Source organism: Chryseobacterium sp. JV274, from assembly GCF_903969135.1.
Taxonomy (GTDB): domain Bacteria; phylum Bacteroidota; class Bacteroidia; order Flavobacteriales; family Weeksellaceae; genus Chryseobacterium.
In genome coordinates, this window is the sequence record NZ_LR824569.1 from 2305668 (window position 1) to 2329484 (window position 23817).

Consider the following 23817-nt stretch of genomic DNA (forward strand, 5'->3'; position numbering starts at 1 on the left):
CATATAAAAAAACGGATGATGAAACCTTTTAAGCAAAAAACATTTACGGACTCCTATTTAAGAAACCTTACCCTTTATGTGTTCACGGCTATTATCTGTGGAGCATTAACAGGGTATTATTTTCCGGAAGTCAGTAAACATCTGGAAACGGTAAGCAATTACTTTTTCATGCTTCTTGAGGTTTTGATTATTCCGGTTATTTTCATTGCAGTAACGTATGGGGTAAGCTATATTTTCAGTACTAAAAATGCTTTAAAGATTGTAAGCCAAATGGTGATCTATTTCTTAATCATCACTTCCATCAGTATTTTATTGGGGATAGGTTCCGGACTTCTTTTAAAACCGGGAGCCGATACGGGAATTATTATTTCTTCCCACAAAGCACTTCCCGAAAGGTTTTTAGCAAAGACTACAAACCCTCTGCACATCAGCAATTATGTACTTTTTCTTTTAATATCAATATCTGCAGGAGTACTGCTTGGCCTTTCAAAGAAAAAGGATAACATTCTTAAAGGTTTAGACGCCGGAAGAAATTTATTTTTTAAACTCATCAAATATGTTTATATATTTCTTCCGATAGTCATTTTCTGTAATATTGCTTATGGCATTTCAGTATATGGAATTAATACTCTGTTGCCATTAAGTAAAATTGTTGCTACAGTATACCTTACGAGTGTATTTTTTATTTTCGGGATATTGGGCGTTATCACAGCTTACTTTAAAATTAACCTTTGGGATTTTCTGATCAGCATCAAAGAAGAAATTATTCTTGTGGTAGCTACCTCTTCTTCAAAAACAGCATTCCCGGTGATTTTTGATAAAATGGAATCACAGGGGTATGACCGGAAAATTCTTCGTCTTATCATTCCTCTCGGATACAATTTTAATCTGGCGGGAGCTTGCATCTACCTTTCAATTTCATGTATATTTCTTATCCAGTTTTATAATATTCAACTTACCTTAAAAGATTATTTCTGGCTTTTCATAACCATTTCAATTGCTTCTAAAACTGCTTCGGGAGTACCCGGATCAGGCTTCCTTGCCCTGATGTTTACCTTAAGCCGGTTTGGGAAAATCCCTACTACAGATCTTGCCCTTTTATACAGTGTAGACCGCTTTATGAATGAAGCCAGATCTGTTACTAATTTCATAGGCATTACCGTTTCTGCTGCCATTATTTCAAAACTTAACCAAAATACTATTTCTTTAAAAAATGATGTTTCCTGATTTTACACAACTATTAAATGACATATTACAAAACCCTGCAAAATCTATCGCCATTATCGGCAATCTTATCCTTATTGAAAGTCTGCTTTCCGTAGACAATGCCGCTGTGTTGGCAACCATCGTAATGGATCTTCCGGAGCATCAAAGAAAGAGAGCTTTAAAATACGGCATTCTTGGAGCTTACGTATTTCGCGGACTGGCTCTTATTTTTGCATCCGTCCTGATTTCCGTATGGTGGCTGAAACCACTGGGAGGAGTATACCTGCTCTATATTTCTTTTGACTGGTTGATCAAAAAAATAAAAAACACAAATGATGAAGAAAATCCAGAGGAAAATCCTGATAAAGAATCCAGCTGGCTGTATAAAAATTCAATCGGGCTGTTTGGACAGTTCTGGGCAACCGTTGCTATTGTAGAAGTAATGGATCTTGCTTTTTCTATTGATAATGTTTTTGCTGCCGTAGCCTTTTCAGACAATTTACTTTTAATTACCCTTGGCGTCTTTATAGGAATTTTAGCGATGAGATTTATTGCACAGTGGTTTGTCCGTCTGATGCAGATATTCCCTTTTCTGGAAACAGCAGCGTTTATTGTGATTGCTATTTTAGGGGTTAAACTAAGTTTGTCATTATATGAGCACTTCTCCCCTGCTACAGCTTTTGCTCGGTTTTTAGCCAGCCATACAATGGAAATTTTAGTTTCAGCTATTACCGTTCTTTTGTTTGTAGTTCCCGTAGCTACCAGCTATCTCTTCAGATTTCCAGTCCGCAAAAAATAATTTTTCTGCCAAATTTTCACATTCGGAAATAAAAGTCTGCCATTTCAGCCACCAGTGTCTCATGGCATACATTTAGAGAATTATTACACAGAAATAATTAATAAATAAACATATTATGTCAGTAAACTTTAAACCATTAGCAGACAGAGTTCTAGTAGAACCTATCGCTGCAGAAACTAAAACAGCTTCAGGTATTATTATCCCGGACACTGCAAAGGAAAAGCCGCAAGAAGGTACTGTAGTGGCAGTAGGTCCTGGTAAAAAAGATGAGCCAACAACTGTTCAGGTAGGTGACAAAGTTCTTTATGGAAAATATTCAGGTGCTGAATTGAAGTTGGAAGGTAAAGATTACTTAATCGTAAGAGAAGCTGATTTATTAGGAATTATTGGCTAAGCTTCAGGCTATTGGCTTCTGGCAAATGGCTTTTCTGTGTTGAAATTAATTCATGAGAGATTTTAAAAAATTTGAGGTGTGGCAATTAAGTCATCAGTTGACTTTAAAAATCTATACTTCAACCAGAAGTTTTCCAAAAGAGGAAATTTTTGGACTTACCTCTCAAATCAGAAGATCATTTGCCTCTATAGGATATAATATTTCTGAAGGAAGCGGTAGAAATTCGGATAAAGAATTTGCCAATTTCATCAATATTGCATTAGGATCCTCTAATGAAGCCGAAAACCAATTAATTCTTGCTAAAGATTTAGGATACATTCATGAAAATGAGTATCAAGATACTTTAGAGGAACTAACAATACTAAAAAAGAAGCTTGTCACCCTATGGAACAGGCTCAATGGAAATTAAAAATTAAAGTTAAACACGCGAATTGCAAAAGCTAAAAGCAAAAAGCAAGTCGCCAAAAGCTAAACAAACATGGCAAAAGAAATAAAATTCGATATTGAATCAAGAGACGCTTTAAAGAGAGGTGTAGATGCATTGGCTAATGCAGTAAAGGTAACTTTAGGTCCTAAAGGAAGAAACGTAGTTATCGAAAAATCTTTCGGTGCTCCGCACGTAACTAAGGATGGTGTGTCTGTTGCAAAAGAAATCGAACTTGAAGACAGAGTAGAAAATATGGGAGCGCAAATGGTAAAAGAAGTAGCTTCCAAAACTAATGATATCGCAGGAGACGGTACTACTACCGCTACTGTATTGGCACAGGCTATCGTAAGAGAAGGTCTTAAGAACGTAGCTGCAGGTGCTAACCCAATGGATCTTAAAAGAGGAATCGACAAAGCAGTAACTGCAGTTGTTGAAAACTTAAAAACTCAGTCTCAGACTGTTGGAGATTCTACAGAAATGGTAAAACAAGTTGCTTCTGTATCTGCTAACAACGACGAAACTATCGGTGCTTTGATCGCTGAAGCTTTCGGAAAAGTTGGAAAAGAAGGAGTAATCACTGTAGAAGAAGCTAAAGGTATCGATACAACGGTAGACGTTGTAGAAGGTATGCAGTTCGACAGAGGATACCAGTCACCTTACTTCGTGACTAACCCTGAGAAAATGTTAGCTGAACTAGAAAACCCATACATCCTTTTAGTAGAGAAGAAAATCTCTTCAATGAAAGAATTACTTCCAGTTCTTGAGCCAATTGCACAAGGTGGTAAGTCTCTATTGATCATTTCTGAAGAAGTTGAAGGTGAAGCTTTAGCTACTTTGGTAGTAAACAAACTAAGAGGTTCTCTTAAAATTGCTGCTGTAAAAGCTCCAGGATTTGGGGACAGAAGAAAAGCAATGTTAGAAGATATCGCAATCCTTACAGGTGGACAGGTGATTTCTGAAGAGCAAGGTTTCACTATGGAAAACATCTCTTTAGATATGCTTGGAACTGCTGAGAAAGTAACAATCGACAAAGACAACACTACAGTTGTAAACGGTGGTGGTGACGAAGCGAAAATCAAAGGAAGAGTAGCTCAGATCAAAGCTCAGATGGAAACTTCTACTTCTGATTATGATAAAGAAAAACTTCAGGAAAGACTGGCTAAGTTAGCTGGTGGTGTTGCTGTACTTTATGTAGGAGCAGCTTCTGAAGTTGAAATGAAAGAGAAAAAAGACAGAGTAGATGATGCATTACACGCTACAAGAGCGGCTGTAGAAGAAGGTATCGTTGCAGGAGGTGGTGTTGCTTTAGTAAGAGCAATCTCAGCTTTGGAAAACCTTACAGGAATCAATTCTGATGAAACTACAGGGATCAAAATCGTGAAAAGAGCAATCGAAGAGCCATTAAGACAAATCGTTGCTAACGCAGGTGGTGAAGGTTCTGTAATTGTTGCTAAAGTAGCAGAAGGAACAGGAGACTTCGGATACAATGCGAAAACTGACGAGTATGTTCACATGCTTGAAGCAGGTATCATTGACCCAACTAAAGTAACAAGAGTTGCCCTTGAAAATGCAGCTTCTGTATCTGGAATGCTTCTTACCACTGAATGTGTAATCACTGAAGTAAAGAGCGCTGAACCAGCTATGCCAATGGGTGGTGGAATGCCAGGAATGATGTAGTAGCGTAAGCTAAGACAAATTTAATATATAAACCGTTCTACTTGTAGAGCGGTTTTTTAATAACACCATATCAAACAAAGATCATATATGACAACAGATAGAGATAACTTTACATCTAAAACCATTGATATTCTTGCGAAAAGAGTTAGCTATAAGTGCTCAAATCCTAAATGCAAAAAAAACACAGTTGGACCTAATCACTCAAAACATAAAGCAACAATAGTTGGAGTTGCAGCTCATATAACTGCAGCATCTCCTGGTGGTCCAAGATATAACCAAAATCTGACAACCGAAGAAAGAAGAGATATAGATAATGGCATTTGGCTTTGTGTGAATTGTTCAACATTAATAGATAAAGATCCTATTTCATATCCAACTAAACTACTTGAAGAATGGAAAAAAGAAGCAGAGGATGAAACAAATGAATTACTTCTCGGAAATCATAACAAAAAAGAAAGACCTCTTATAGAAGCGGACTTAATATGGTCAAATAGCCAAAGGTGGAATAAGGGATACAGTTCAAAAAACAAAGAACTTTATGGAAATACAATCGTAATTGGACAAGATAAACCTATAATTTTCTGGAATTTAGTATGGAATTTTAAAATAGCTTTATATAATAACTCCAGATTTCCAGCTTTTAATATAAAAGTTGAACAAATTGGTATTAATAAGTTTGATTATATTGGTGAATTACCCCTGATTAACAATTTACCTCCTTATAAAAATATAGAACTTCAAGCCAGATTCGAGAAATTTATAGAGGGTACTGGTACTGAAGCTGATAAATCGCTTAATCAAAAAGTTCCCGAAGCTTTAAAGAATCTGAAATTAAAAATCACTTATAATGATGAAGAAGGAAATGAACATACAACCGTTGCTACCATAGATAATGAAATGTTCGTTAACAAAAGGGAATAAATAATAAAACGAATGAGCTAAAATTTTAAGTAAGTAAAAAGCACAGAACCAGCTATGCCAATGGGTGGTGGACTGCTAGGAATGATGTAACGGTCAGCGACCGAGGCAAATTAATATACTAACCGTTCCACAAAAGTGGAACGGTTTTTTGTTTAAAAATACGGTTTACCGTAAGGAAATATTGTAATAAGTATTTAATTTTGGCTATATTTTTTATTCAAATAACTAATAATCTCAAATTTAAATTATGCTACCAGAACAGTTAAATACCATTAAGGTAAATCTAGAAAAATTAAATAATCTTGACGAAAATCAAAGAGAGCTACTAAATGAATTAAATTTTATAAATAAGAGCATTGCTCTGAAAAAAGATTTAGAACAAAATTACATAGTTGAAAAAATGATATTTGAATCATTTGCTGTAGCAAGCAACACATGTCCTGCCTGTGGTAAAAGAAAGTAGTTATGGAAAAGGGATGTTACACTGTAAATAAAAATGAAGAAATTCCTTTCGATATAATATTTGCAGTAAAACCAAATATTAGTCAAGTCACAGAAAATCAACAAAAACTTCATTTAGAAATTGAAAAAACACTTGTTGTTGTTAGAAAATTATTTGAAAATTCAACAATTGAATTACATCATTATTTTTCACAATTACTCTCGTTAGCTCAAGCAGGTTTAACCCCTGAAGACAATGCGCAACCAATAATCTCATTTAATGCTTTACAGCAATTAAAAGCTGAGATTATAGATAAAAAATCAGGTGAGATAAAAAATACTTACTTTAAAACTCTTGGTGTTAAAGCATCATATTTAGGGAGCCCCATTTTACTTTTTTGTTTTATAATAAAAATCTTATACTACTTTACACAATCAGATGTGATTAATAATTTAAGTACATTTTCAAATTTTTTATTTATTTGGTGTGCTAGTTTATTAGGGGTTTGGCTATCATTTGGAGCAAGGAAGACAACTTTGACTTTCGAAGAACTTACAACAATTGAAGAAGACAGACTAGAGCCTACAATAAGACTAATTTTTGTAGGCATTATCTCCATGATATTTGCTCTTCTTTTTTATAAAGAAGCTGTGGTTTTAGAAATAGGCAAAATTTCAACTAAAGCAGTAACAACCGATTCTTTTACGGCAATAATCTTTGGCATTTTTTTAGGTCTAAGTGAAAAATTTATAGGTCAAAAATTAACTAAAAAAGCAACTTCTTTATTCGAATCAATTTAAATTAATACAATATGTTAACATCAAAGCTTTTAGAAGTAAAAAAAGAATTAGAAAATAAACTTTTCAAAGATAATGACGATAAAAAAACTTTGAAAATTTTAGAGTCTTTAGATAAAGATATAAATTTCAATAGAATGATAAATTCTAATGATTTCATTATCAAATCATTTAGTGTAGCACCTGATAATTGCCCAAGTTGTGGAAAAAAATTATAAATAATTATATTCACCTTGCTGATGCAAGCGTCTCGCTCTTATCAATAAATATAAAACCGTTCTTTTTTAGGAACGGTTTTTCATTTCAAAACAAACTCTATATCTCCTATTTCCAATCCACAACTTTTCCTTATCCTTAAAACAAAACACCATCACCATTGAAAACAGAATTATTACTCTTTTCATTTTCCTGCTACAAAAAGTCTCCTGACTTGAAGCCGATAACATAAAAATAAATCTTTAAAAAAAAGCTTCAAAGTCAGGAGACTTCAAAGAGTGATTTAGGGCGGTTTTTTTACGGTTTCCCGCAAAGAAGTATTATTTCAATATTTTAAATTTAATCCATAAATTATTATATAAAAACCTTTACCTATATCAAAATATGCAACAGAGAAGCTATAGAGACTATTTAAATAAAACATTCCTGGAAGAATTAAATTATAAAATTTGGGTTACTAAAGGCTGTAGGTTTAATGCAAGCTCAAGACTCATAAGAACTGGAAAATTATCAAACCTAGCAATAAATATGATTTCTGTTTATTTAACAATAGCAGGTTTACTTACTGTCTACAATATAAATTCTAAAATTATTGATGATAAGTTATTAGCATATTTAGTAACTAGTTTGTCAATTCTTGCCCTAGTATTTGGTCAAATAGAAAGCTCAAAAGACTACACACTTAAATCTAAAGAATTTCATAACTGCAGTCTTGAGTTATCTGAAATTTACAACAAGCTTAGAATTTTTAAAACTCTTGAGGAAAACCCCACTCAGGAAAGAAAGACTCAATTTACTGAAGAAATATCTAGTTCCTATCAAAAAGTACTTGAGAAATATGACAATCACTTACAAATAGACAATAATATTTTTAAAACAAAAACAGCAAGATATCACGAATTGAATTATTGGCAAGTAATAAAATATAAATCTGAATACTATTTGCATTCATATTTTCTTTATCATTTTTTAATTATTGTACCTGCAGTACTTATTATATTGTTAATAATCTATCGCAAATAAAATGTTACTATGAGAAATCAAGAGATATCAAAAAATATTCATAAACTCCATTTATTTTTAGAACAATTTTGATAAATCGTACGAAAACTAACTATATTGGTAAATAAAAACTAATACAATGAATAAAGGCTTAGAAATATTTGATAAACTGCGAGAAAACCTAATCTTTATCTTTTCATTATCTTTAATTTCTTCCTATTGTGCGTCATTAGGTTATTATTCCGTTTACAATATTGATATCACTTCATTCTTAAATATAAGTGACATTACTATGATTTTTGCAAAATGGACTTGGTTTACAATATTTTTAATAATGATGACATTTCTAATTTTATTTGATTTTTTTGATGAAGAAAGTGATCATAAATGGTTAAGCAAAACAATTGGAAAAACAAATTTGAAATGGAGAGGACTAATTATATTTATTTTCATAATTATAGTATTATTATCTACCTTTTTTATAGATCACACCATGAAAAAAGAAATTAAATTAATTCTTTTCTATGGATTAATAATTTTTCTAATATTCATTTTTATTTACATTCCTTCACATTCTATTAAAAATAGAACTATTTCCCAACTACGTTTTAAAGATTATGCTGGAGCAGGTTTCGTCTTTGCTTTTTTTGTATATGCTTTACCTCTTATGATTGGTTATCATATGGCTAATTATAGGAAAAACACCAAAGAAAAAAATAATATAAAAATTACATTCGAAAACAAGGCTATACTTGATACAACTAAGGACACAAATAAATATTTTATTGGTAAAACTAGTGATTATATTTTTTTTTATGATATTAATAAACAAGCTTCAATAATATATAAAACTGATAAAATAGAAATAATAGAATATTACTCTACAAAAAGTAAAAATGATAACTGGTATGATTTTTTGACAAATTAATACTATTTTATAAAATTTTATGATTTTTGAGTTTGTAAGTAGACATAGAACACGCCCCCATGGTATAGAGCTGGGGATGAGAATGAAACTATTTAAATAAAATAACTAATAACAATTAAGATTGATACTAACAGATAATCAAACTACTGAAATAAAAAGGGCAATTATATTCGCTCTAACAAAACTATACAATCAAGATATTTCCTTAATTGAAAGGCAAGCACATGAACGTTCTAGTGTATTTAGATTCGGACTCTATTTTTCGGAAATAATTGCACAAACTTCATTTGGAGCTGATAATGAATTAACAATTGATTTTGATTATAATCGAAATGGTGAAAACATAAAAGATATGGACGGTTTCAATCCAAAACATGGAATATTTCCTGACATTGTTTTACATCATAGGGGGTTTAATGATAAAAATATTGTGGTCATAGAATTTAAAGGACATTGGAGTGGTAAGGGAAGAGATGATGAAAAACTTAAAGGCTTTACCAGCGAAATAGTAAATGATTATCATTATGGACTTGGTGTTTTTGTCAGACTCACAACAACTATAACCAATTGTGAAATAACATATTACAAAAATGGAGAACTTGAAAATGTATAATCGTAATTTCGTTGTGTTTGAATAGTTAATAAATATATTCCACATTGTGGCAATTTTATCTCATACTTTTAATCATTAAAAATGTAAATGAAAACTGAAATTAGTAAAATTATTAAAGACAACAATCTTAGAGATTTAATGACTGACATTAATGAAGTTGTTTTAGACTCATTTTTAGAAGATGGAATAGTAAAAGATATACCAATTTTAGGACTAGTCTCCAAAGGAATTAACTTTGGTAACACAATTCAAGAAAGACTTTATACAAAGAAATTATTAACTTTTTTAAAGCAACTTGAAAATACTAAGCAAGAGGATAGAGAAAAAGAAATTAATAAAATAGATGAGAATAAAAACTATAAAACTAAAGTTGGTGAAAAACTACTATACATAATAAACGAAGCTGATGATTGTGAAAAAGCAGGATACATTGGAATTTTATTCAAACATTTTTTAGAACAAACACTTTCTTATGTAGATTTTATTAGATGTGTAGATTGTATCAATAAAACTAACATTATTGATCTAAACTTTTTTATTAAGGAAGACTTTCTTGAAAGCTATATCAATTCTAACGTTGAAAATTATTTGAATAGCGGCTTAATCACACAAGAATATAAAAATCCTTTGAATGAAGATTATAAAAAGGGGATTTTTTATGGAAAGGCACATATAAAGTATAATATTTCTAGAGCTGGAATGTATATTAGAAGATATTTGAGATAAAACAAAATCCGAAGTTCCCCACTTCGGATTCTTTATATCCCAACCCACCTAAAATACCCCCAATCCCCCATTTTCTATCCCCAAACTTTTACTTATATTTGTTTCTATAACGTACACAAATATGCAAAACAAAAAAATACATCAGGGGAGAAATATCAAGCGTTTTCGTGAGATGTTGTGCATCAAGCAGGAAGCTTTGGCTTTTGATCTTGGTGAAGACTGGAACCAGAAGAAGATTTCGCTTTTGGAGCAGAAAGAAACTATTGAAGATCCTTTATTGCAAAAGATTTCTGAAGTATTGAAAATTCCTGTAGAAGCTTTTCAGAATTTCGATGAAGAACAGGCAATCAATATTATTTCTAACACTTTCGATAACTGCCAGCAACCAGCTTCTATTTTCTATAATTCTACAATTAATCCTGTAGATCAATTAATTAAAGTGCACGAAGAAAAAATTGCGCTGTACGAAAGAATGCTGAAAGAAAAAGATGAGATGATGGCCAGACTGGAGCAGTTGATTCAGAAATAAAAAAGATATTTATAAGAACTATGGATAGGGCTCTTCTTAAATATGTTAGCGAAAGTTTACCTGCAGAATTGAGAGAAATCATAACATCAAAGCGTGCAGAATATGAGAAAGGGTTAACTATCCATGAGAAAGCCATTATTTATCACTATACAGATTCCGGATACGAATCCTTAAATGAACGATTAAGAAACGGACAGAATATAAATGATTTTGGGCTTTTTTTAAATTATAGTTTAGATAAATTACCAGATTACAAAGATCTTTGTTATTGTACCATTCGGTGTTCAAGAAGAAATCTTGAAAAATATTATTCAGCGCTCAGTAACAATGGCATTATTATTGAAAAATCATTTTTATCTTGCAGTAAATCAAGACTATTAGCACTTTATTTCAGTGACAGCCCCTTATTCATAATTTTATCAAAAAGAGGAAAAGATATTGAAAAAATCGCTAAATTTGGAGTAGATAGTGGACAAAACGAAAGAGAAATTATATTTAAGTCTGGTTCAAGATTTAAAGTATTAGAAATTAAAGAAGCAGAAAACAAAATTACGATAACATTAGAAGAGATATAAAAATGGATTTAATAAAAGAATATTATAAAAATACAAATTTCAAAAATGACTCTGATTTTTTGGAGAATTTGGAAGACATTTTTATGTTCGGAAATATTAAATCTGAATATAAAAATAATGATTTTATCAACCATAAAGAGTTAATCAATTTACAACTAATAAATTTTCTTAAAAGTCTATTATCACAAGATTTATTAACCAACAAAAAAGAAAAGGTTGCTGCTATTAATTTGATTTCAGAAATGGATCTTAGAAATGAATTTTTGGAATTAATTAAAGAGAACAACAACAATAATACAGCTAAAATTTCTGAGAGATTAGGAGCTAAGTTTATGTCATCAGTAGATAAAAGCAAACATTAATCTGTACTGAAAGACTATTCCAATGTAAAGCCTTATTATACCATCTGAAATTTTATACTAATAATAACCGCTCTATCTTTGGAGCGGTTTTATCTTTCAAATTCTATTGCTTTTGGATAATAAGTTGTCAGCTCATTCTTTATCCCCCACCTTTTACTTATATTTGTTTCTATAACGTACATAAATAGGCAAAACAAAACTAATAACCAACTCTTCATGAAACTCTATACTTTCATAGCAGTACTACTCTTGTTATCCTTCAGTTGTACAAAAAAGGAACAATACAGCGTTGGTCAGGAATGGAATTACAAAACCCGTCCCACAGAAAAAAGCTCTATCCTTAAAATTTTAAAGATCGAAGACTATCCTGAAACCGGAAAAATAATTCATATTTCTATCAGCGGTTTGAAGATGAAAAACCCTGCCAGCCCTACCGGTTATGCAGAAACCCTCACCCATATTCCCATATCAGAAGAGGCATTAGACAAAAGTGTCACCAGTCTGAAAAACGAAACCGGCAAAAAGCCAGACTCTCTTGAAATGGGCGGTTATTCTTACTGGAAAAAAGAGTTCGACAAAGGAAATGCAGGAATATTCACCATTCCCGTTTCTGAGATTGTAGGAGCAATGGAAAAATCTATTGTTGCAGGGGATTATGTTAAGTAAATTTCCCAGGTCATCCAGTTCCACACATTCTCCCAACTTTGCGCAAATAAAATAATTATCCAAAATCAGGAAAGCTTCTAAAAACAAGTATTAACAAAACAATGACATTTTTATATACAGCAAGAGGAATATACGATAAGAACTATGAAGACGGAATGTCTTGGGATAAGTATATTGAATGGTCTAAACTAAGTCATCTCAAAGAACTTGTTTCGCTGGATGGAATACTAAATGAAGTTTTAGTTGAGCCAGACTATGACAATGCCAACGATTGGGATTATATTCACGTTATTGAACAATACCAAACAGGCTTTTTTACAACCCTTGATTTTGTATTTAAAAGATTAAGTTCAAAAGAAAAGTTCAATCTTCTGGCAGTTGTTGTAGAACCAGATCAGGAATGCAGCCAAATTAATATGGACGGGTTTGAATTTATAGGGTATGAACTGCTTGATCAGGATTTCAACATTAGTGCTTTGACTAATTGTGGTGGCTTCTTAGAAACATTTTTACCAACAGACCTAAACAACAAAGGACTTATTGACGAATTTGAAAAAGCATATGACATCAAAAAACGACTTCTGGAGAATAACCCTGATGAACACCATGCAGATACAAATGTAATTGCAGTTTGGAGGCATAAAACAATTGGCAGGTAAATAATTGACACTTGAGAATATTATCGTCGCTACCGCACGATTATATCATGTGGCTCTGGCTTTTAGATTACATTATTAGAATTTATAATACTATTACCTCTTAATTATACAATCACTTCTCCTTTATCTTCTTTCTATGCTTCAAACCAAAATTAATTAAGGCATTGACAACATCTTCAGTTTCTTTGGCATGTGTGGTAAGCGCATACGAAACGGTAACAGGTTTGGTGTTATTAACCGTTCGGGTGATCAGTAAATTATCTTCCAGTTCCTGCAGCTCTTTGGACAGAACTTTTGGACTTATTCCCAGAGCTGTTTCCTTCAGATCTTTGAACCGCATGGTTTCGTAATGATACAAATTATGCAGAATACAGAATTTCCATTTGCCGCTTAATAATTCAATGGCATCTTTAAGAGCCAATATTTTTTCTTTACTGATGTCATTTTTTTTGGTACTCATACAATAGTTACTTTCCAAAAGGTAACGGATAGTAAAGGTAAAGTTTCTTTCAGATAATTTTACACTGTAAAAAATTAAAAAATGAAAGTAACAATAATTGCAAACATTTCAGCTAATGGTAAAGTATTATTATCCGATCATCCACATCATCAGCTGCCACCAGAAGCAATGGAGTTTTATTTAGAATTCGCAAAAAAAGTGGGAAACCTTGTCATAGGCTTTAAAACCTTTGAAAATTTTTTAACCTTTCCACAGGAAGTCAAAGAACATTTCAACGGAATAGAAATCGTAATACTCTCTGAAAAACCTTACGCAACAAAAGGCTACAAGACTGTTAAAAGTCCCGAAGAAGCTATTGAATATATGTCAGAAAAAGGCTTGCACGAAATGGCAGTTGGCGGTGGAACAGGGGCTTTTAATGCTTTTATAGACAAAGATCTGGTAACGGACATTTATTTTAATATCCATCCGTTAATCACAGGAGTTGGCGGTGTTTTAGGAAACAGCAGTGAACTGAACTCAAAATTTAAACATACAGAATATAACCTTAAAGACGGTTTCATTCAACTGCATCTAACCAAAGAAGACTGAATAGCAACGATCTAAAAAAGTGGATATAGTTTTAGATATTTTCTGAACGAAAAAAACATCCTTATATGAACCAAAAGAACCTCATCAACTTTTTCCTATCTTTAAACCACAGTTATTATCTTAAAGTCCGGTATTAAAAAATAAACCTGAATCACTGAAAGAAAATCGAACAGAACCAAACACTAAAACTCAGACTCTTGAAAACAACATTATTATTCCTTTCATTTTTGGGCTCACTGCTAGCCCATGCACAAACGCTTCAATTTAAAAATCTCGCCAATATGTCTGTAGGCAGAGGGGCTGCAACCAGTGTAATTGTGGATGATAATATCTATGTGAGCAATGGATATCAGGACAAGGGTGGCAATGCCAATTATATTGAGAAATATAATATTACGGATAACAAATGGAGTGTTCTCAATCCCACTCTGCTTTCCAAAAAATTTGCTAATTCTGAGACTTACAATAATAAAATTTATATTTTTAACGGTTGGGGAAACAGCCATCTTGAAATTGTAGACCTTGAAACCAATAAAGTAACGAAGGGCGCTGTTAATCGTTCCTATACCGGAAATGCAGGTTCTGCCATCCATAACGGCAAAATATATGTGTTTGGCGGCAGCGGACTGAATGGAGTGGCAACTACCGTCTTTTCTAATAGATTCCAGTATTATGACATTGCTTCAGATACATGGCATCCGTTACCCGATATGCCCACAGCCAGAGAAGCAAGGGGCAAAATTGTGAATGACAAGCTTTATGTCATTGGGGGTTTTAACGGTACCTCATCCCGACTGATCAATGTTTACGACCTCAACACTGATCGCTGGACCGATCAATTTACGATGCCCGCCGGGATATCCGGACATTCATTAGCGGTATCCGGTAATAAGATTTTTATTGCAGGTGGTTATAATAATCAAACTTTTCTCGCCTATTTTGATACTACAACCAATAAATTCCATCAGCTATCATCCAATATGATTCCCAGAAGACATGCTGCATTGGAAGTATACAACAATAAACTATACATCATCGGCGGAAGTACAACTTCTGTAACCAAATCAGCTATTAAAAGCATACAGGTTGCAGATATCAGCGACAGTACACTTGCTAATACAACCACTGACAACCGTATAATGGAAACAAAAGTTTATACCAATGCATCTAAAGACGGTTTTATCATCAGCAACAAAAATAACAGCAATCAGTTTGAATTTACCGTTTACTCCACAGATGGAAAGGTGGTCAGCAGGGGTTTCGCCTATTATAACAGAAATATAGATTTATCAAGAGTACAGCGCGGAACTTATATTTTTAGTTTTAAAGATGAGAAAGGGGTTTTACAGCAGATTAGAGTATTCAGATAATAATAAACTACAAACATACTATCAACTCCATCATTTATTTCAAAAAATAATCCGGTGACAAATCAATACGGAAGGCATAATTCAATAATTAAAAAACAAAAACTTAAACATGAAAAGTGTAATCTTATTCTTTGCTATTTTATATGCATTAAATGTTTATTCACAAGAAAAGCCCAGTTATCCTGAGCCTGAAAAAGGGATGAAAAGAGTTGATCTTAAACTTCCGAAAATTGAGAATGACAAAGAATATAAAGTTGAAATAAGATTTGGAATTGAAATGAATATTTCTGAATGCTCCGATATTAATGATTTTAGTTTTAATATTAAGAATTTAGAAAAAAGGTATGGAATACCTCCTTCCAGATTCCCCTATTATGTATTACCGAAAGAAATACCTACAGAGGTACTTACTTTTTACAAGTCTAATTGTGATAAAACCAAGACTGTAAAGAAGAAGGTATTAAGCTCGCAGAATATTTTACAAGAATATAACGGGCATATTGCCATTCCGTTCTATATTCCTAAGGACTGGACTCTGGAATACAGGCTCTGGAAGGTAAATTCTGAATTTAAAAATGCAGAACTTTAAAAACACCTAATGACAAAAAAAATAATATTAGGAATATTGTTCTCCACTTCAATATCTTCTAAAATTGGAGCTCAGGATTTTTTACAGAAACTTGACAAGGAGTTTTGTATTTGTTTATCAAATAAAACAAATTATACTGATGAAGTATTTACAACTTGTTCATATGAAGTAATGTCAAAGCTTCAGAAAGATCTTGAAAACTATCATAAAAACACGGCTAATAAAAGTAAAGATGATTTTATGAAAGATCTTATGATCAGGTTAATAAATAATTGTGATCCTTTCTTTATTCATATGTCTGATTTAAAGAAAGCAGGAATGGACAAGTTTAAAAATGATTATAAAGAAATAAGTATTGATTCTCTAAAAAATAAGTTTACTAACACAAAGCTTTTGGCTGATTATTGGGAAATGGCAAATTGGTATTTTGCCAATAACAAAACTGAAGAAGCGGAAAGGATGTATAAAGAAATTCTAAAAAATGAACACGACCAAATGGAAGCTACTTATATGTTAGGGTTACTTTATGATGAATTAGGTAAATATCAAGAAGCAAAAATTTTATACGACAAAGTCTATAAAAACACAGGAAACATACAGTATAGATTATATTCAGAAATGGATTTGAAAAGAATAAAATAGTCCTCACAATACCCCCTTCTTCACCCGCTCCGCTGTATTAAACAAAACTAATGACTCAAAAAAAATTAAACATGCAATATTATAAAATACAATTTCTATACTTCAATATTCTCTTCCTTCTACCTTTTCATGCATTTGCTCAAACAAAAAAAGCATTTAAAATTGATTCTCTAATGAAACGGGCTAATCAAACCGGAAGCTTCAATGGTAATATTTTAGTGGCCAAAAATAATAAAGTCATTTACAAGGGGACTTTCGGTTTTACTGATGTAACAAAAACGAAAAGGCTCACCTCAGAGTACAGATTTAATATAGGCTCTATTACAAAAGAATTCAGTGCTGTTGCTTTATTACAACTACAGGAGCAGGGCAAATTAAAGCTGGATGATCATGTTTCCCAATACATTCCGGAGTTACCGAAATGGGCAGATGAAGTCACCATAAAAAACTTATTACAATACACGAGCGGTATTCCCGATGTAAACTGGAAAAAAATTAAAAACGACAAAGACCTTTTTGAAGGGTTACAGCTTGTTGACTCATTAGAGTTCAAGCCAGGTACAAATTACGGTTACAACAATAACAATCTGTTTCTACGTCAGTTTATTATTGAACGGCTAACCGGAATAAGTTTTAAAACCTATGCAGAAAAATTCATTTTTAAGCCCTGCAAAATGACATCTGCTGTAATGTCCGTTTTTGAAAATGAAAATAATATAGCCAAAGGATTTAATAATAATCTGACAGCAGACAAACCAGATTTACTCATCACTGGCGGAACATACTTAACTACTGACGATTTAATAAAATGGGTAAACTGCCTTCATTCCAACAAAGTAATTAACGCAAATTCATTGTTTGAGCTGGGACAGCAATTTAATCTGCCGGAAACGCAATCTTCTTTAGGGCAGGCAAAATTAAAAAACAACAAACTCATTGAGCATGTACACGACGGAAGAGCCGGAAGCTATGAAGCACTCTTAGTTTCGGATCTGAATGAAAAGTTTACTATCATTTTATTGGGAAACAATCACAACGGAAAGTTATTTGAAATTTCTGATGCTATAAAATCCATTTTGAAAAACTAAAAATATCGTCTTCCCTTTAGCATAGGTCCTGAATGCTTATGTTCTACAAAATAATAATATAGAAACCGTTTTGAAAATCAGAATAGTTTTCTTTTATAAAATCTACCACAAAAGGGTTATTGACAGTTAAGTTAATACTGAGTAATTTTGACTATTCAATGTTTTATTTCCAACATTCAGAAAAAAAATGACTAACCATAAAAACTTGTATTATGTTATCAAATACCGGAACTGTTTCATTCTATCTGTACCTTTTCTTTATTGTGATAGGTTTACTATCTATTTTTATAGTCTATTATCTGATAAAAAAAGGAACTCTGGACCCTGATAAGCTTGAGAACTTTTTAATCTATTTTAAATGGGTGATCATAACTCTTTCTATCAGTACTGTCACTTTAATTGTAACGGATCTCTTTAAAGAGAGGGATCAGGATATTAAAGAACTTGAGTATTTCGATAAGTATGTAAATGATGTTAAAAATGAAGAACGTCCACTGGTAAGGCTTCAGCTTGCAAAATACCTTTCAATTGTTGCCCCAAACGGTGAAATGAAAAAATCGTGGACCAATTATTATGATACGATTAAACGGGAGTATAAGGAGTATATAAAAGCACAAATAGACTTGAAAAAAGATTCTGCGATCAAAAATCCAACTCCGGATCAATTGAAACAAAAGGAAGAGAACCAAAGAAAAGTGGATTTATTTGAGACTCCTTTATCCAGTACCACCAATGAGAATAATACGGAATGGTTTATTATAGCAGCCGGAAATACAGATATAGATGGGGCAAATATTAATCTTGAAAAAGCGGTTAAGATTAATCATAATTCAAGTATTATTAAAAAAGGAGGTTCATTCAGAACGGTTCTTATGGGATACCCTTCAAAAGTTGAAGCTGAATCCCAATTACAAAAGGTCAGAAATGAAGTCAATCCGATGTCATATATTGTCCGAAAAGCTACCTGGTGCAATACCATTGAAAAGGGCAGCGAGTGCCTGATCTGCAAATAAAAAATATTGAAATAATTTTTCACATACCGTTCTGCTTTTTACAGAGCGGTTTTTTTTATTTTTATAAGGGAAAACTTCACCCTGAATAGCACCAATGAAAACGAGTATTTTCCCCTCTTTCATTTTTTATCCCTCTTACTTTCTCCTATATTTGTTTCAACAACGATCTGATCAATGATGACGATATAAAACCAAGCAAAATATGGCAACAAAAGAAGAATTCTGGGAAAGAAAAAAGAAATTAAATAATGATTTTTTCGTGATGGGGTCCCTTGCAAATCCGGCAAACGAAGAACAGATTACAAAGTATGAAGAAAGCACTGGTTTTATATTCAGCGAAGATATTAAAGACTTTCTGACGACATTCGGTTCCTTAATTTTTGAAGTTGAAGAAGAAATATGGAAACGTCCCAGCGAATTTGATGTTCTTCCGGCCTGGAAATTCGGATACGGCTTTTTTGTGTATGGCCTTTCTCAGGATGAAGAAATGCCTTCATGGATGGGTTTTACAGAAAAACATGCCGAGGCTCTTGAATATAAAGAAAAACCTCTGGGGCAGCTGTTTTTCAAACGAAGCGGAAATCTGTACAGAGCCTATACGGACAATGGAATCATAAAAATAGAGTACGACAAATATGACGAGAAAGATTATGAAGTATTTGACGGAAATATCTACGATTTTTTAATCAAAGAAATTGACAAGTTAGAAGAAGATTACAAAGAATATATCAATGAAGGAAAATTCTGATCCGAATATGAAAAAAACATTTGAATTTCTCACCCAGTTACAGAAAAACAACAATCGTGAATGGTTTGCTAAACACAAATCCGAATATGAAACCATTGTAAAAGACAACAAAATTCTTTTTACTCAGATCTATCATGAACTTCAGAAACATGATCAGCTCAAGGGAATCCATATTTTCAGGATTTATAATGACGTTCGCTTTTCCAAAGATAAAACACCGTACAAAACCAATTTTGGGGTCGGATATTCCCGTTCGAAACCAATGTTAAGAGGTGGATATTATATTCAGATTGAACCGGGTAACAGCTTTGTTGGAGGTGGCTTTTGGGGCCCGGAAGCCAAGGATTTACTCCGTATCCGTAAAGAATTTGAAATCAGCAGTATTGAAATTGAAAAAATTATCTCTGACAAGACCTTCATAAAATATTTTGGAGAGCTCAAAGGTGATTCTGTAAAAACGGCACCACGGGGTTTTGATAAAAATCATCCGGCTATAGATTTAATCAGAAAAAAGCAATTTCTGGTGATGCGGAAGTTTACCGATAAAGAAGTTTTATCTGACAATTTTCAAAAAGAAGCACTGCAAACCTTACTTGCCATGCGTCCTTTTTTCGATTATATGAGTGAAATTCTGACAACAGATTTGAATGGAGAACCCTTGTTCTAAAATTCAGTTATAATATATTTAAAAAAATTAAACCCTTATGAAACCTTTCCCCTATTATATTTTGTGTATTAATCTCAGGATACCATTCATCAAATAAAGCTGAAACGATCAATCCGAAACAGATTCCCTCCCTTACAAATTAGTCGCTGAAAATATTCTGGGAAAAGAAAAACAGTTCCTGGGAGAAAACTGGGAAAACTGCTCCAGTATTTTTCCTCATTATTGTATAGACAGTATTCATATTGAAAACAAAGAACTGTATGTACATTGGACTTTACCCAACAAAATAGACAAGCCCAACAAAACTGAAGTACAAAAAATTAAGCTGAAGCTTTAAAAACAACAATAACCAGCCATGAAATACTCATTCTTACTTATTTTCGCTTCCTATATATTATTGAGTTGTTCTGAGAATTCTCAGAAAACAAAATTCATGGATTTTCGAAGTTTTGCATTTCAGGCTCCTAAAGACTGGAACAAACTGAAAATGGATGCTTATGATAGTAACGCTGGAATTATCGTCACAAAAAATAATGATTCGATTTTCTACGATTATGGACCTTATTCCTATTCATTAGAAGAAAATGTCACGATTATTAGCAGAAAAGATGTCAACGAACTTCTAACTGTGAATCCAAAGGCTGATACAACAGAATTTATTATCATTGATAAAAATTCAAATAGAGAAGATTTTGTCAAAAGTAAAATAACCTATAAAAAAATTGATGGCTACAGGGCAAAAATAGTAGAGCCCAAACAAGTGGGAAAAGGAATGACAGGAATTTATATCGACAGCCTCAAGACTGAATCAATAGGAAAAATCAGATTCAATTTATATGGTACAAATCTAGAGAAAGAAAGTCAGATAGAACTTTTACAAGCAATTCAAACATTACAATTCAGAAAATAATATTTGAAGTACATAAAAATCGGACTCTCTTTTTTGTATTTTACATCCAACTAAAAACAATCCATGAAAATAAAAATTGTTCTGCTTCTTCTATTCATCATCAACACTGTAACAGCACAAATCAAAGAGAAAATAACCATTCCGAATGGAGTTATTTATAATTATGCAGATGATAAAATAAATGAAAAGGCAAAAAAATTACTTACTGAAAGTCTGACGAATACAACCAATGATGACCTGTTGGGAAATAATTTAATCATAGGACCCACACTTTGGAAGAGGTTTAAAAATATTGAAAGCTTAAAAAGTATTCCGGATAGTGTAATTTTTCATATTGACGATATAGAAGTAGAGGGAAAAATGTCTAAGAACCTGAAGGACTCCAAAAAGATTTGGGATGAAGTAAAAAAGGAAATTTCCGGGAATTATCAGATACGAAAAGCCAACGAAGATGAATTAAAATATTACTGGTCAACCATTTCATTTGATATTGAAGAACCTTTATTTATTTTGCAGACCGAAAACCATTATTATATTATAAACTTTCTAAAGGAAAAGCTGAAGTTATTCTGGCTGGATGAGTTTCCCAATAAAAACACCTATAACAACCCTATTGACAAAGGAACATACAAAACCGAAGGAACGATCAAAACTTATAAAAATGGAAATGAAGTTTATATTACTGATAAAGGAAACAAAGAAACCAAACTGGAGAAAGTACTATTCTTGACTAGTGATCCGGAATTACAGAAAAATTCTTCTGTTGAAGATCTTCAGTCAGTTTTTGAAAAAACCAATAGAATTTTTGAAAATTTATTTAAGGACTCTAAAAAAGAAGGAAAAATAATGGTTCAATTTGAATTGGGAGAAAAGAAAAACGAAATTCAATTTGCCGTTAAGGATGATCTGGATTTAGAACTCATGAAAGAATTTGAAAAACAGATTAATAAAGAAAAATATCCACATACAAAGAAAGATACTATAAAGTTTCAGCTGATTTATAAAGTCAATTCTTACAATGATACGGAATAAATTCTCTCCACTTTTTGTAATTTAGCCACAGAAAAACCGATAAAAAACTCATGAAATCTTATATTTTATTTTGTCTTCTTTTTATTTTTAACATCGCTGTCGGGCAGGAAAAAGAATATCAATCTATAAAAAAGGGAGATTTTCCTGAAGGTATTTATATGACGCTGGAAGATGTTCTGAATAAAAAACCGTCTTCCACTGAAGAAGTATATTTCAAAGCCTGTGAAAAATGTGATTCTCTTGATCTGCCGGAAAAGGCTTTTTTCTACTTTAAGCAAAAAAATAAAAGAGTTAAAGTTCCTCTGGCTGTTTCGCATAAAGGAGAAATGTATTTTCAGACTTACAGAAAATATACCAATAAGAAAGACAACGGATATGACCCGGACCAATATTCAAGGTTTTGTAAAGTGATCAACTATGGAAGATTCATTTATTTTGAAGAAAATATGAAAGGCTTATGGTCAAAGGCATTCTTAGGCGCATTAAGTCCTCTCACCTACTCCATCAATGGGAAAACCAAGGGAATTGTTTTAGATTTAGACAACAAAGAATTTAATATTCTGCAAAATTGTGATGATTTGAATGACTTCTTATCCAAACATGATATTCAGGAAATTCAATGTAATTCAGAAACCTATACCATTGCAGATCTGAGAGCTAAAATTGAAGAAATCAATCTGCCGTACCGCTAGCCTACAACATAGGTTTATGCTGACAATATTTTCAAAAGCCGTTCCGTTGTAAGAACGGTTTTACTATTTTACAAAAACTTTTAACTGATGAAAAAATAACAGGTGCAAAATCATTATTTATATTTCCGTTTTTGTGATCGTCATGCTTTTTATTGCTCTGATCTTCCAGCTTAAGAAAACCAAATATTGAAATGAATAAGGTGAAAACAATATATTTGTTCTGAAAATCACACCATGACCGAAACTAATATTTTCTCTTTCAAAATAAAAATAACCCGTTATTTCCTTCTTTCACTTCTGCTCTTCTTCAGTTTTTGCTGTAAAGAAAAAATAAAAGATGATAACCGCTTTTTTATCACATATCAGGTGAATCCTGAGAAACAAAACATACAGCTGTATTGGAAAAATGATAAAGGTGAACTCCTGAAAAGCATTGATCGTCTGAACACTAACGTTCAGTCTGAAAAGCAAAAATTAGTATTCGCTGTAAACGGAGGAATGTTTGAGCCTGACAACTCTCCAAAAGGTCTTTATATCGAAAATTTTAAAATTCTGAAACCCATGGATACGTTGCAGGGCATCGGGAACTTTTATCTTCAACCTAATGGAATATTTTATTTAACCCAAAATAACCGGGCAGAAATCTCAGAAACTAAAAAATTCAGACAAAATAAAAACATCAGATATGCCACACAATCCGGGCCAATGCTCATAACAAACGGAAAAATAAATCCGATCTTTCAGGAGAACTCTAAAAACCTGAATATCAGAAATGGCGTAGGAATTCTTGAAAACGGAGATCTCATTTTTGCAATGTCTAAAAAAGAAATCAATTTTTATCATCTGGCACAGTTTTTCAAAAACTCAGGATGCAAAAATGCTCTTTATCTTGACGGATATGTTTCCAGGACTTATCTTCCTGAAAAAAATTGGATTCAGAAAGACGGAAATTTCGGAGTGATGATAGGAGTCACAACATCTGTAAAATAAAAAAAAGTTGTTTGCATTTCGTCATGAAAGAAGCAAAATATACCTATCTTTCCTACCATTTTAGAATACCCAACCCCTATATCACT

At 32.4% G+C, this 23817-nt stretch carries 31 protein-coding genes; 30 read left to right on the top strand and 1 reads right to left on the bottom strand.

Going from position 1 to position 23817, the window contains the following annotated elements:
* Positions 1–15: 15 nt before the first annotated feature.
* The 18 genes from CHRYMOREF3P_RS10645 to CHRYMOREF3P_RS10730 all read left to right on the top strand — a co-directional run bounded on the left by CHRYMOREF3P_RS10645 (position 16) and on the right by CHRYMOREF3P_RS10730 (position 12939).
* A complete protein-coding gene (locus CHRYMOREF3P_RS10645; protein ID WP_232539005.1) occupies positions 16–1227 on the top strand; it encodes a cation:dicarboxylate symporter family transporter in 1212 nt (403 codons plus the stop codon).
* Entirely contained in the window at positions 1214–2005 is a 792-nt protein-coding gene (locus tag CHRYMOREF3P_RS10650) for a TerC family protein (RefSeq protein ID WP_180564586.1), read from the top strand. The genes CHRYMOREF3P_RS10645 and CHRYMOREF3P_RS10650 overlap by 14 nt, the downstream gene beginning before the upstream one ends.
* A gap of 115 nt (positions 2006–2120) precedes the next feature.
* On the top strand, positions 2121–2399 hold the full coding sequence (gene groES / locus CHRYMOREF3P_RS10655; RefSeq protein WP_034696138.1) for a co-chaperone GroES: 279 nt from the start codon (positions 2121–2123) through the stop codon (positions 2397–2399).
* A 52-nt stretch (positions 2400–2451) separates the two neighbouring features.
* Positions 2452–2808 (top strand): four helix bundle protein, encoded by a 357-nt coding sequence (locus tag CHRYMOREF3P_RS10660; RefSeq protein ID WP_180564587.1) that lies wholly within the window; start codon positions 2452–2454, stop codon positions 2806–2808.
* Between the two features lie 69 nt (positions 2809–2877).
* The gene (gene groL, locus CHRYMOREF3P_RS10665) at positions 2878–4503 is read left to right on the top strand and encodes a chaperonin GroEL (protein ID WP_077418951.1); all 1626 of its coding nucleotides are present in this window, start codon (positions 2878–2880) and stop codon (positions 4501–4503) included.
* Between the two features lie 87 nt (positions 4504–4590).
* The gene (locus CHRYMOREF3P_RS10670; RefSeq protein WP_180564588.1) at positions 4591–5424 is read left to right on the top strand and encodes a hypothetical protein; all 834 of its coding nucleotides are present in this window, start codon (positions 4591–4593) and stop codon (positions 5422–5424) included.
* A 247-nt stretch (positions 5425–5671) separates the two neighbouring features.
* Positions 5672–5887, top strand: coding sequence for a hypothetical protein (locus tag CHRYMOREF3P_RS10675; RefSeq protein ID WP_180564589.1), 216 nt, complete (start codon positions 5672–5674; stop codon positions 5885–5887).
* A 2-nt stretch (positions 5888–5889) separates the two neighbouring features.
* Positions 5890–6666, top strand: a complete 777-nt coding sequence (locus CHRYMOREF3P_RS10680; protein ID WP_180564590.1) for a hypothetical protein — start codon at positions 5890–5892, stop codon at positions 6664–6666.
* Between the two features lie 11 nt (positions 6667–6677).
* Positions 6678–6881: a hypothetical protein gene (locus tag CHRYMOREF3P_RS10685; RefSeq protein WP_180564591.1), complete on the top strand. Its 204-nt coding sequence runs from the start codon at positions 6678–6680 to the stop codon at positions 6879–6881.
* A gap of 382 nt (positions 6882–7263) precedes the next feature.
* Positions 7264–7902, top strand: a complete 639-nt coding sequence (locus tag CHRYMOREF3P_RS10690; protein WP_180564592.1) for an SLATT domain-containing protein — start codon at positions 7264–7266, stop codon at positions 7900–7902.
* 118 nt (positions 7903–8020) lie between these two features.
* The gene (locus CHRYMOREF3P_RS10695) at positions 8021–8809 is read left to right on the top strand and encodes a hypothetical protein (RefSeq protein WP_180564593.1); all 789 of its coding nucleotides are present in this window, start codon (positions 8021–8023) and stop codon (positions 8807–8809) included.
* Between the two features lie 121 nt (positions 8810–8930).
* Positions 8931–9422 carry a hypothetical protein gene (locus CHRYMOREF3P_RS10700; RefSeq protein WP_180564594.1) on the top strand — a complete coding sequence of 164 codons (492 nt, stop codon included), beginning with the start codon at positions 8931–8933 and terminating at the stop codon, positions 9420–9422.
* 87 nt (positions 9423–9509) lie between these two features.
* Positions 9510–10148, top strand: coding sequence for a hypothetical protein (locus CHRYMOREF3P_RS10705; RefSeq protein ID WP_180564595.1), 639 nt, complete (start codon positions 9510–9512; stop codon positions 10146–10148).
* Between the two features lie 121 nt (positions 10149–10269).
* Positions 10270–10677 carry a helix-turn-helix domain-containing protein gene (locus CHRYMOREF3P_RS10710; protein ID WP_180564596.1) on the top strand — a complete coding sequence of 136 codons (408 nt, stop codon included), beginning with the start codon at positions 10270–10272 and terminating at the stop codon, positions 10675–10677.
* Between the two features lie 20 nt (positions 10678–10697).
* Positions 10698–11252 (top strand): ADP-ribosyltransferase, encoded by a 555-nt coding sequence (locus CHRYMOREF3P_RS10715; protein WP_180564597.1) that lies wholly within the window; start codon positions 10698–10700, stop codon positions 11250–11252.
* A gap of 2 nt (positions 11253–11254) precedes the next feature.
* Positions 11255–11614, top strand: a complete 360-nt coding sequence (locus CHRYMOREF3P_RS10720) for a hypothetical protein (RefSeq protein WP_180564598.1) — start codon at positions 11255–11257, stop codon at positions 11612–11614.
* A gap of 216 nt (positions 11615–11830) precedes the next feature.
* A complete protein-coding gene (locus CHRYMOREF3P_RS10725) occupies positions 11831–12280 on the top strand; it encodes a hypothetical protein (RefSeq protein WP_180564599.1) in 450 nt (149 codons plus the stop codon).
* 101 nt (positions 12281–12381) lie between these two features.
* A complete protein-coding gene (locus CHRYMOREF3P_RS10730) occupies positions 12382–12939 on the top strand; it encodes a hypothetical protein (protein WP_180564600.1) in 558 nt (185 codons plus the stop codon).
* Positions 12940–13051: 112 nt separating this feature from the next.
* Here the strand turns inward: CHRYMOREF3P_RS10730 and CHRYMOREF3P_RS10735 are convergent, their stop codons facing one another.
* Positions 13052–13399: a winged helix-turn-helix transcriptional regulator gene (locus CHRYMOREF3P_RS10735; protein ID WP_180564601.1), complete on the bottom strand. Its 348-nt coding sequence runs from the start codon at positions 13397–13399 to the stop codon at positions 13052–13054.
* Positions 13400–13480: 81 nt separating this feature from the next.
* On the opposite strand from CHRYMOREF3P_RS10735, the gene CHRYMOREF3P_RS10740 reads away from it, so the two are divergent.
* From CHRYMOREF3P_RS10740 to CHRYMOREF3P_RS10795, 12 genes are all read left to right on the top strand, one after another.
* A complete protein-coding gene (locus tag CHRYMOREF3P_RS10740) occupies positions 13481–13990 on the top strand; it encodes a dihydrofolate reductase family protein (protein ID WP_180564602.1) in 510 nt (169 codons plus the stop codon).
* A gap of 197 nt (positions 13991–14187) precedes the next feature.
* Positions 14188–15360 carry a kelch repeat-containing protein gene (locus CHRYMOREF3P_RS10745; RefSeq protein ID WP_180564603.1) on the top strand — a complete coding sequence of 391 codons (1173 nt, stop codon included), beginning with the start codon at positions 14188–14190 and terminating at the stop codon, positions 15358–15360.
* A gap of 109 nt (positions 15361–15469) precedes the next feature.
* Positions 15470–15949: an ecotin family protein gene (locus tag CHRYMOREF3P_RS10750; protein ID WP_077418946.1), complete on the top strand. Its 480-nt coding sequence runs from the start codon at positions 15470–15472 to the stop codon at positions 15947–15949.
* 9 nt (positions 15950–15958) lie between these two features.
* Positions 15959–16591 (top strand): tetratricopeptide repeat protein, encoded by a 633-nt coding sequence (locus CHRYMOREF3P_RS10755; protein ID WP_077418945.1) that lies wholly within the window; start codon positions 15959–15961, stop codon positions 16589–16591.
* 173 nt (positions 16592–16764) lie between these two features.
* On the top strand, positions 16765–17679 hold the full coding sequence (locus CHRYMOREF3P_RS10760) for a serine hydrolase domain-containing protein (protein WP_232539007.1): 915 nt from the start codon (positions 16765–16767) through the stop codon (positions 17677–17679).
* 212 nt (positions 17680–17891) lie between these two features.
* A complete protein-coding gene (locus CHRYMOREF3P_RS10765) occupies positions 17892–18692 on the top strand; it encodes a hypothetical protein (RefSeq protein WP_180564605.1) in 801 nt (266 codons plus the stop codon).
* Between the two features lie 202 nt (positions 18693–18894).
* On the top strand, positions 18895–19440 hold the full coding sequence (locus tag CHRYMOREF3P_RS10770) for a hypothetical protein (RefSeq protein ID WP_180564606.1): 546 nt from the start codon (positions 18895–18897) through the stop codon (positions 19438–19440).
* A 7-nt stretch (positions 19441–19447) separates the two neighbouring features.
* Entirely contained in the window at positions 19448–20107 is a 660-nt protein-coding gene (locus CHRYMOREF3P_RS10775) for a DUF2461 domain-containing protein (protein ID WP_180565772.1), read from the top strand.
* A gap of 433 nt (positions 20108–20540) precedes the next feature.
* Positions 20541–21017, top strand: coding sequence for a hypothetical protein (locus CHRYMOREF3P_RS10780; protein WP_180564607.1), 477 nt, complete (start codon positions 20541–20543; stop codon positions 21015–21017).
* A gap of 63 nt (positions 21018–21080) precedes the next feature.
* Complete coding sequence (locus CHRYMOREF3P_RS10785; protein WP_180564608.1) at positions 21081–22049, top strand: hypothetical protein; 969 nt, start codon at positions 21081–21083, stop codon at positions 22047–22049.
* A 50-nt stretch (positions 22050–22099) separates the two neighbouring features.
* The gene (locus CHRYMOREF3P_RS10790; RefSeq protein ID WP_077418939.1) at positions 22100–22741 is read left to right on the top strand and encodes a hypothetical protein; all 642 of its coding nucleotides are present in this window, start codon (positions 22100–22102) and stop codon (positions 22739–22741) included.
* A gap of 234 nt (positions 22742–22975) precedes the next feature.
* Positions 22976–23731 (top strand): phosphodiester glycosidase family protein, encoded by a 756-nt coding sequence (locus tag CHRYMOREF3P_RS10795; protein ID WP_180564609.1) that lies wholly within the window; start codon positions 22976–22978, stop codon positions 23729–23731.
* Positions 23732–23817 lie beyond the last annotated feature (86 nt).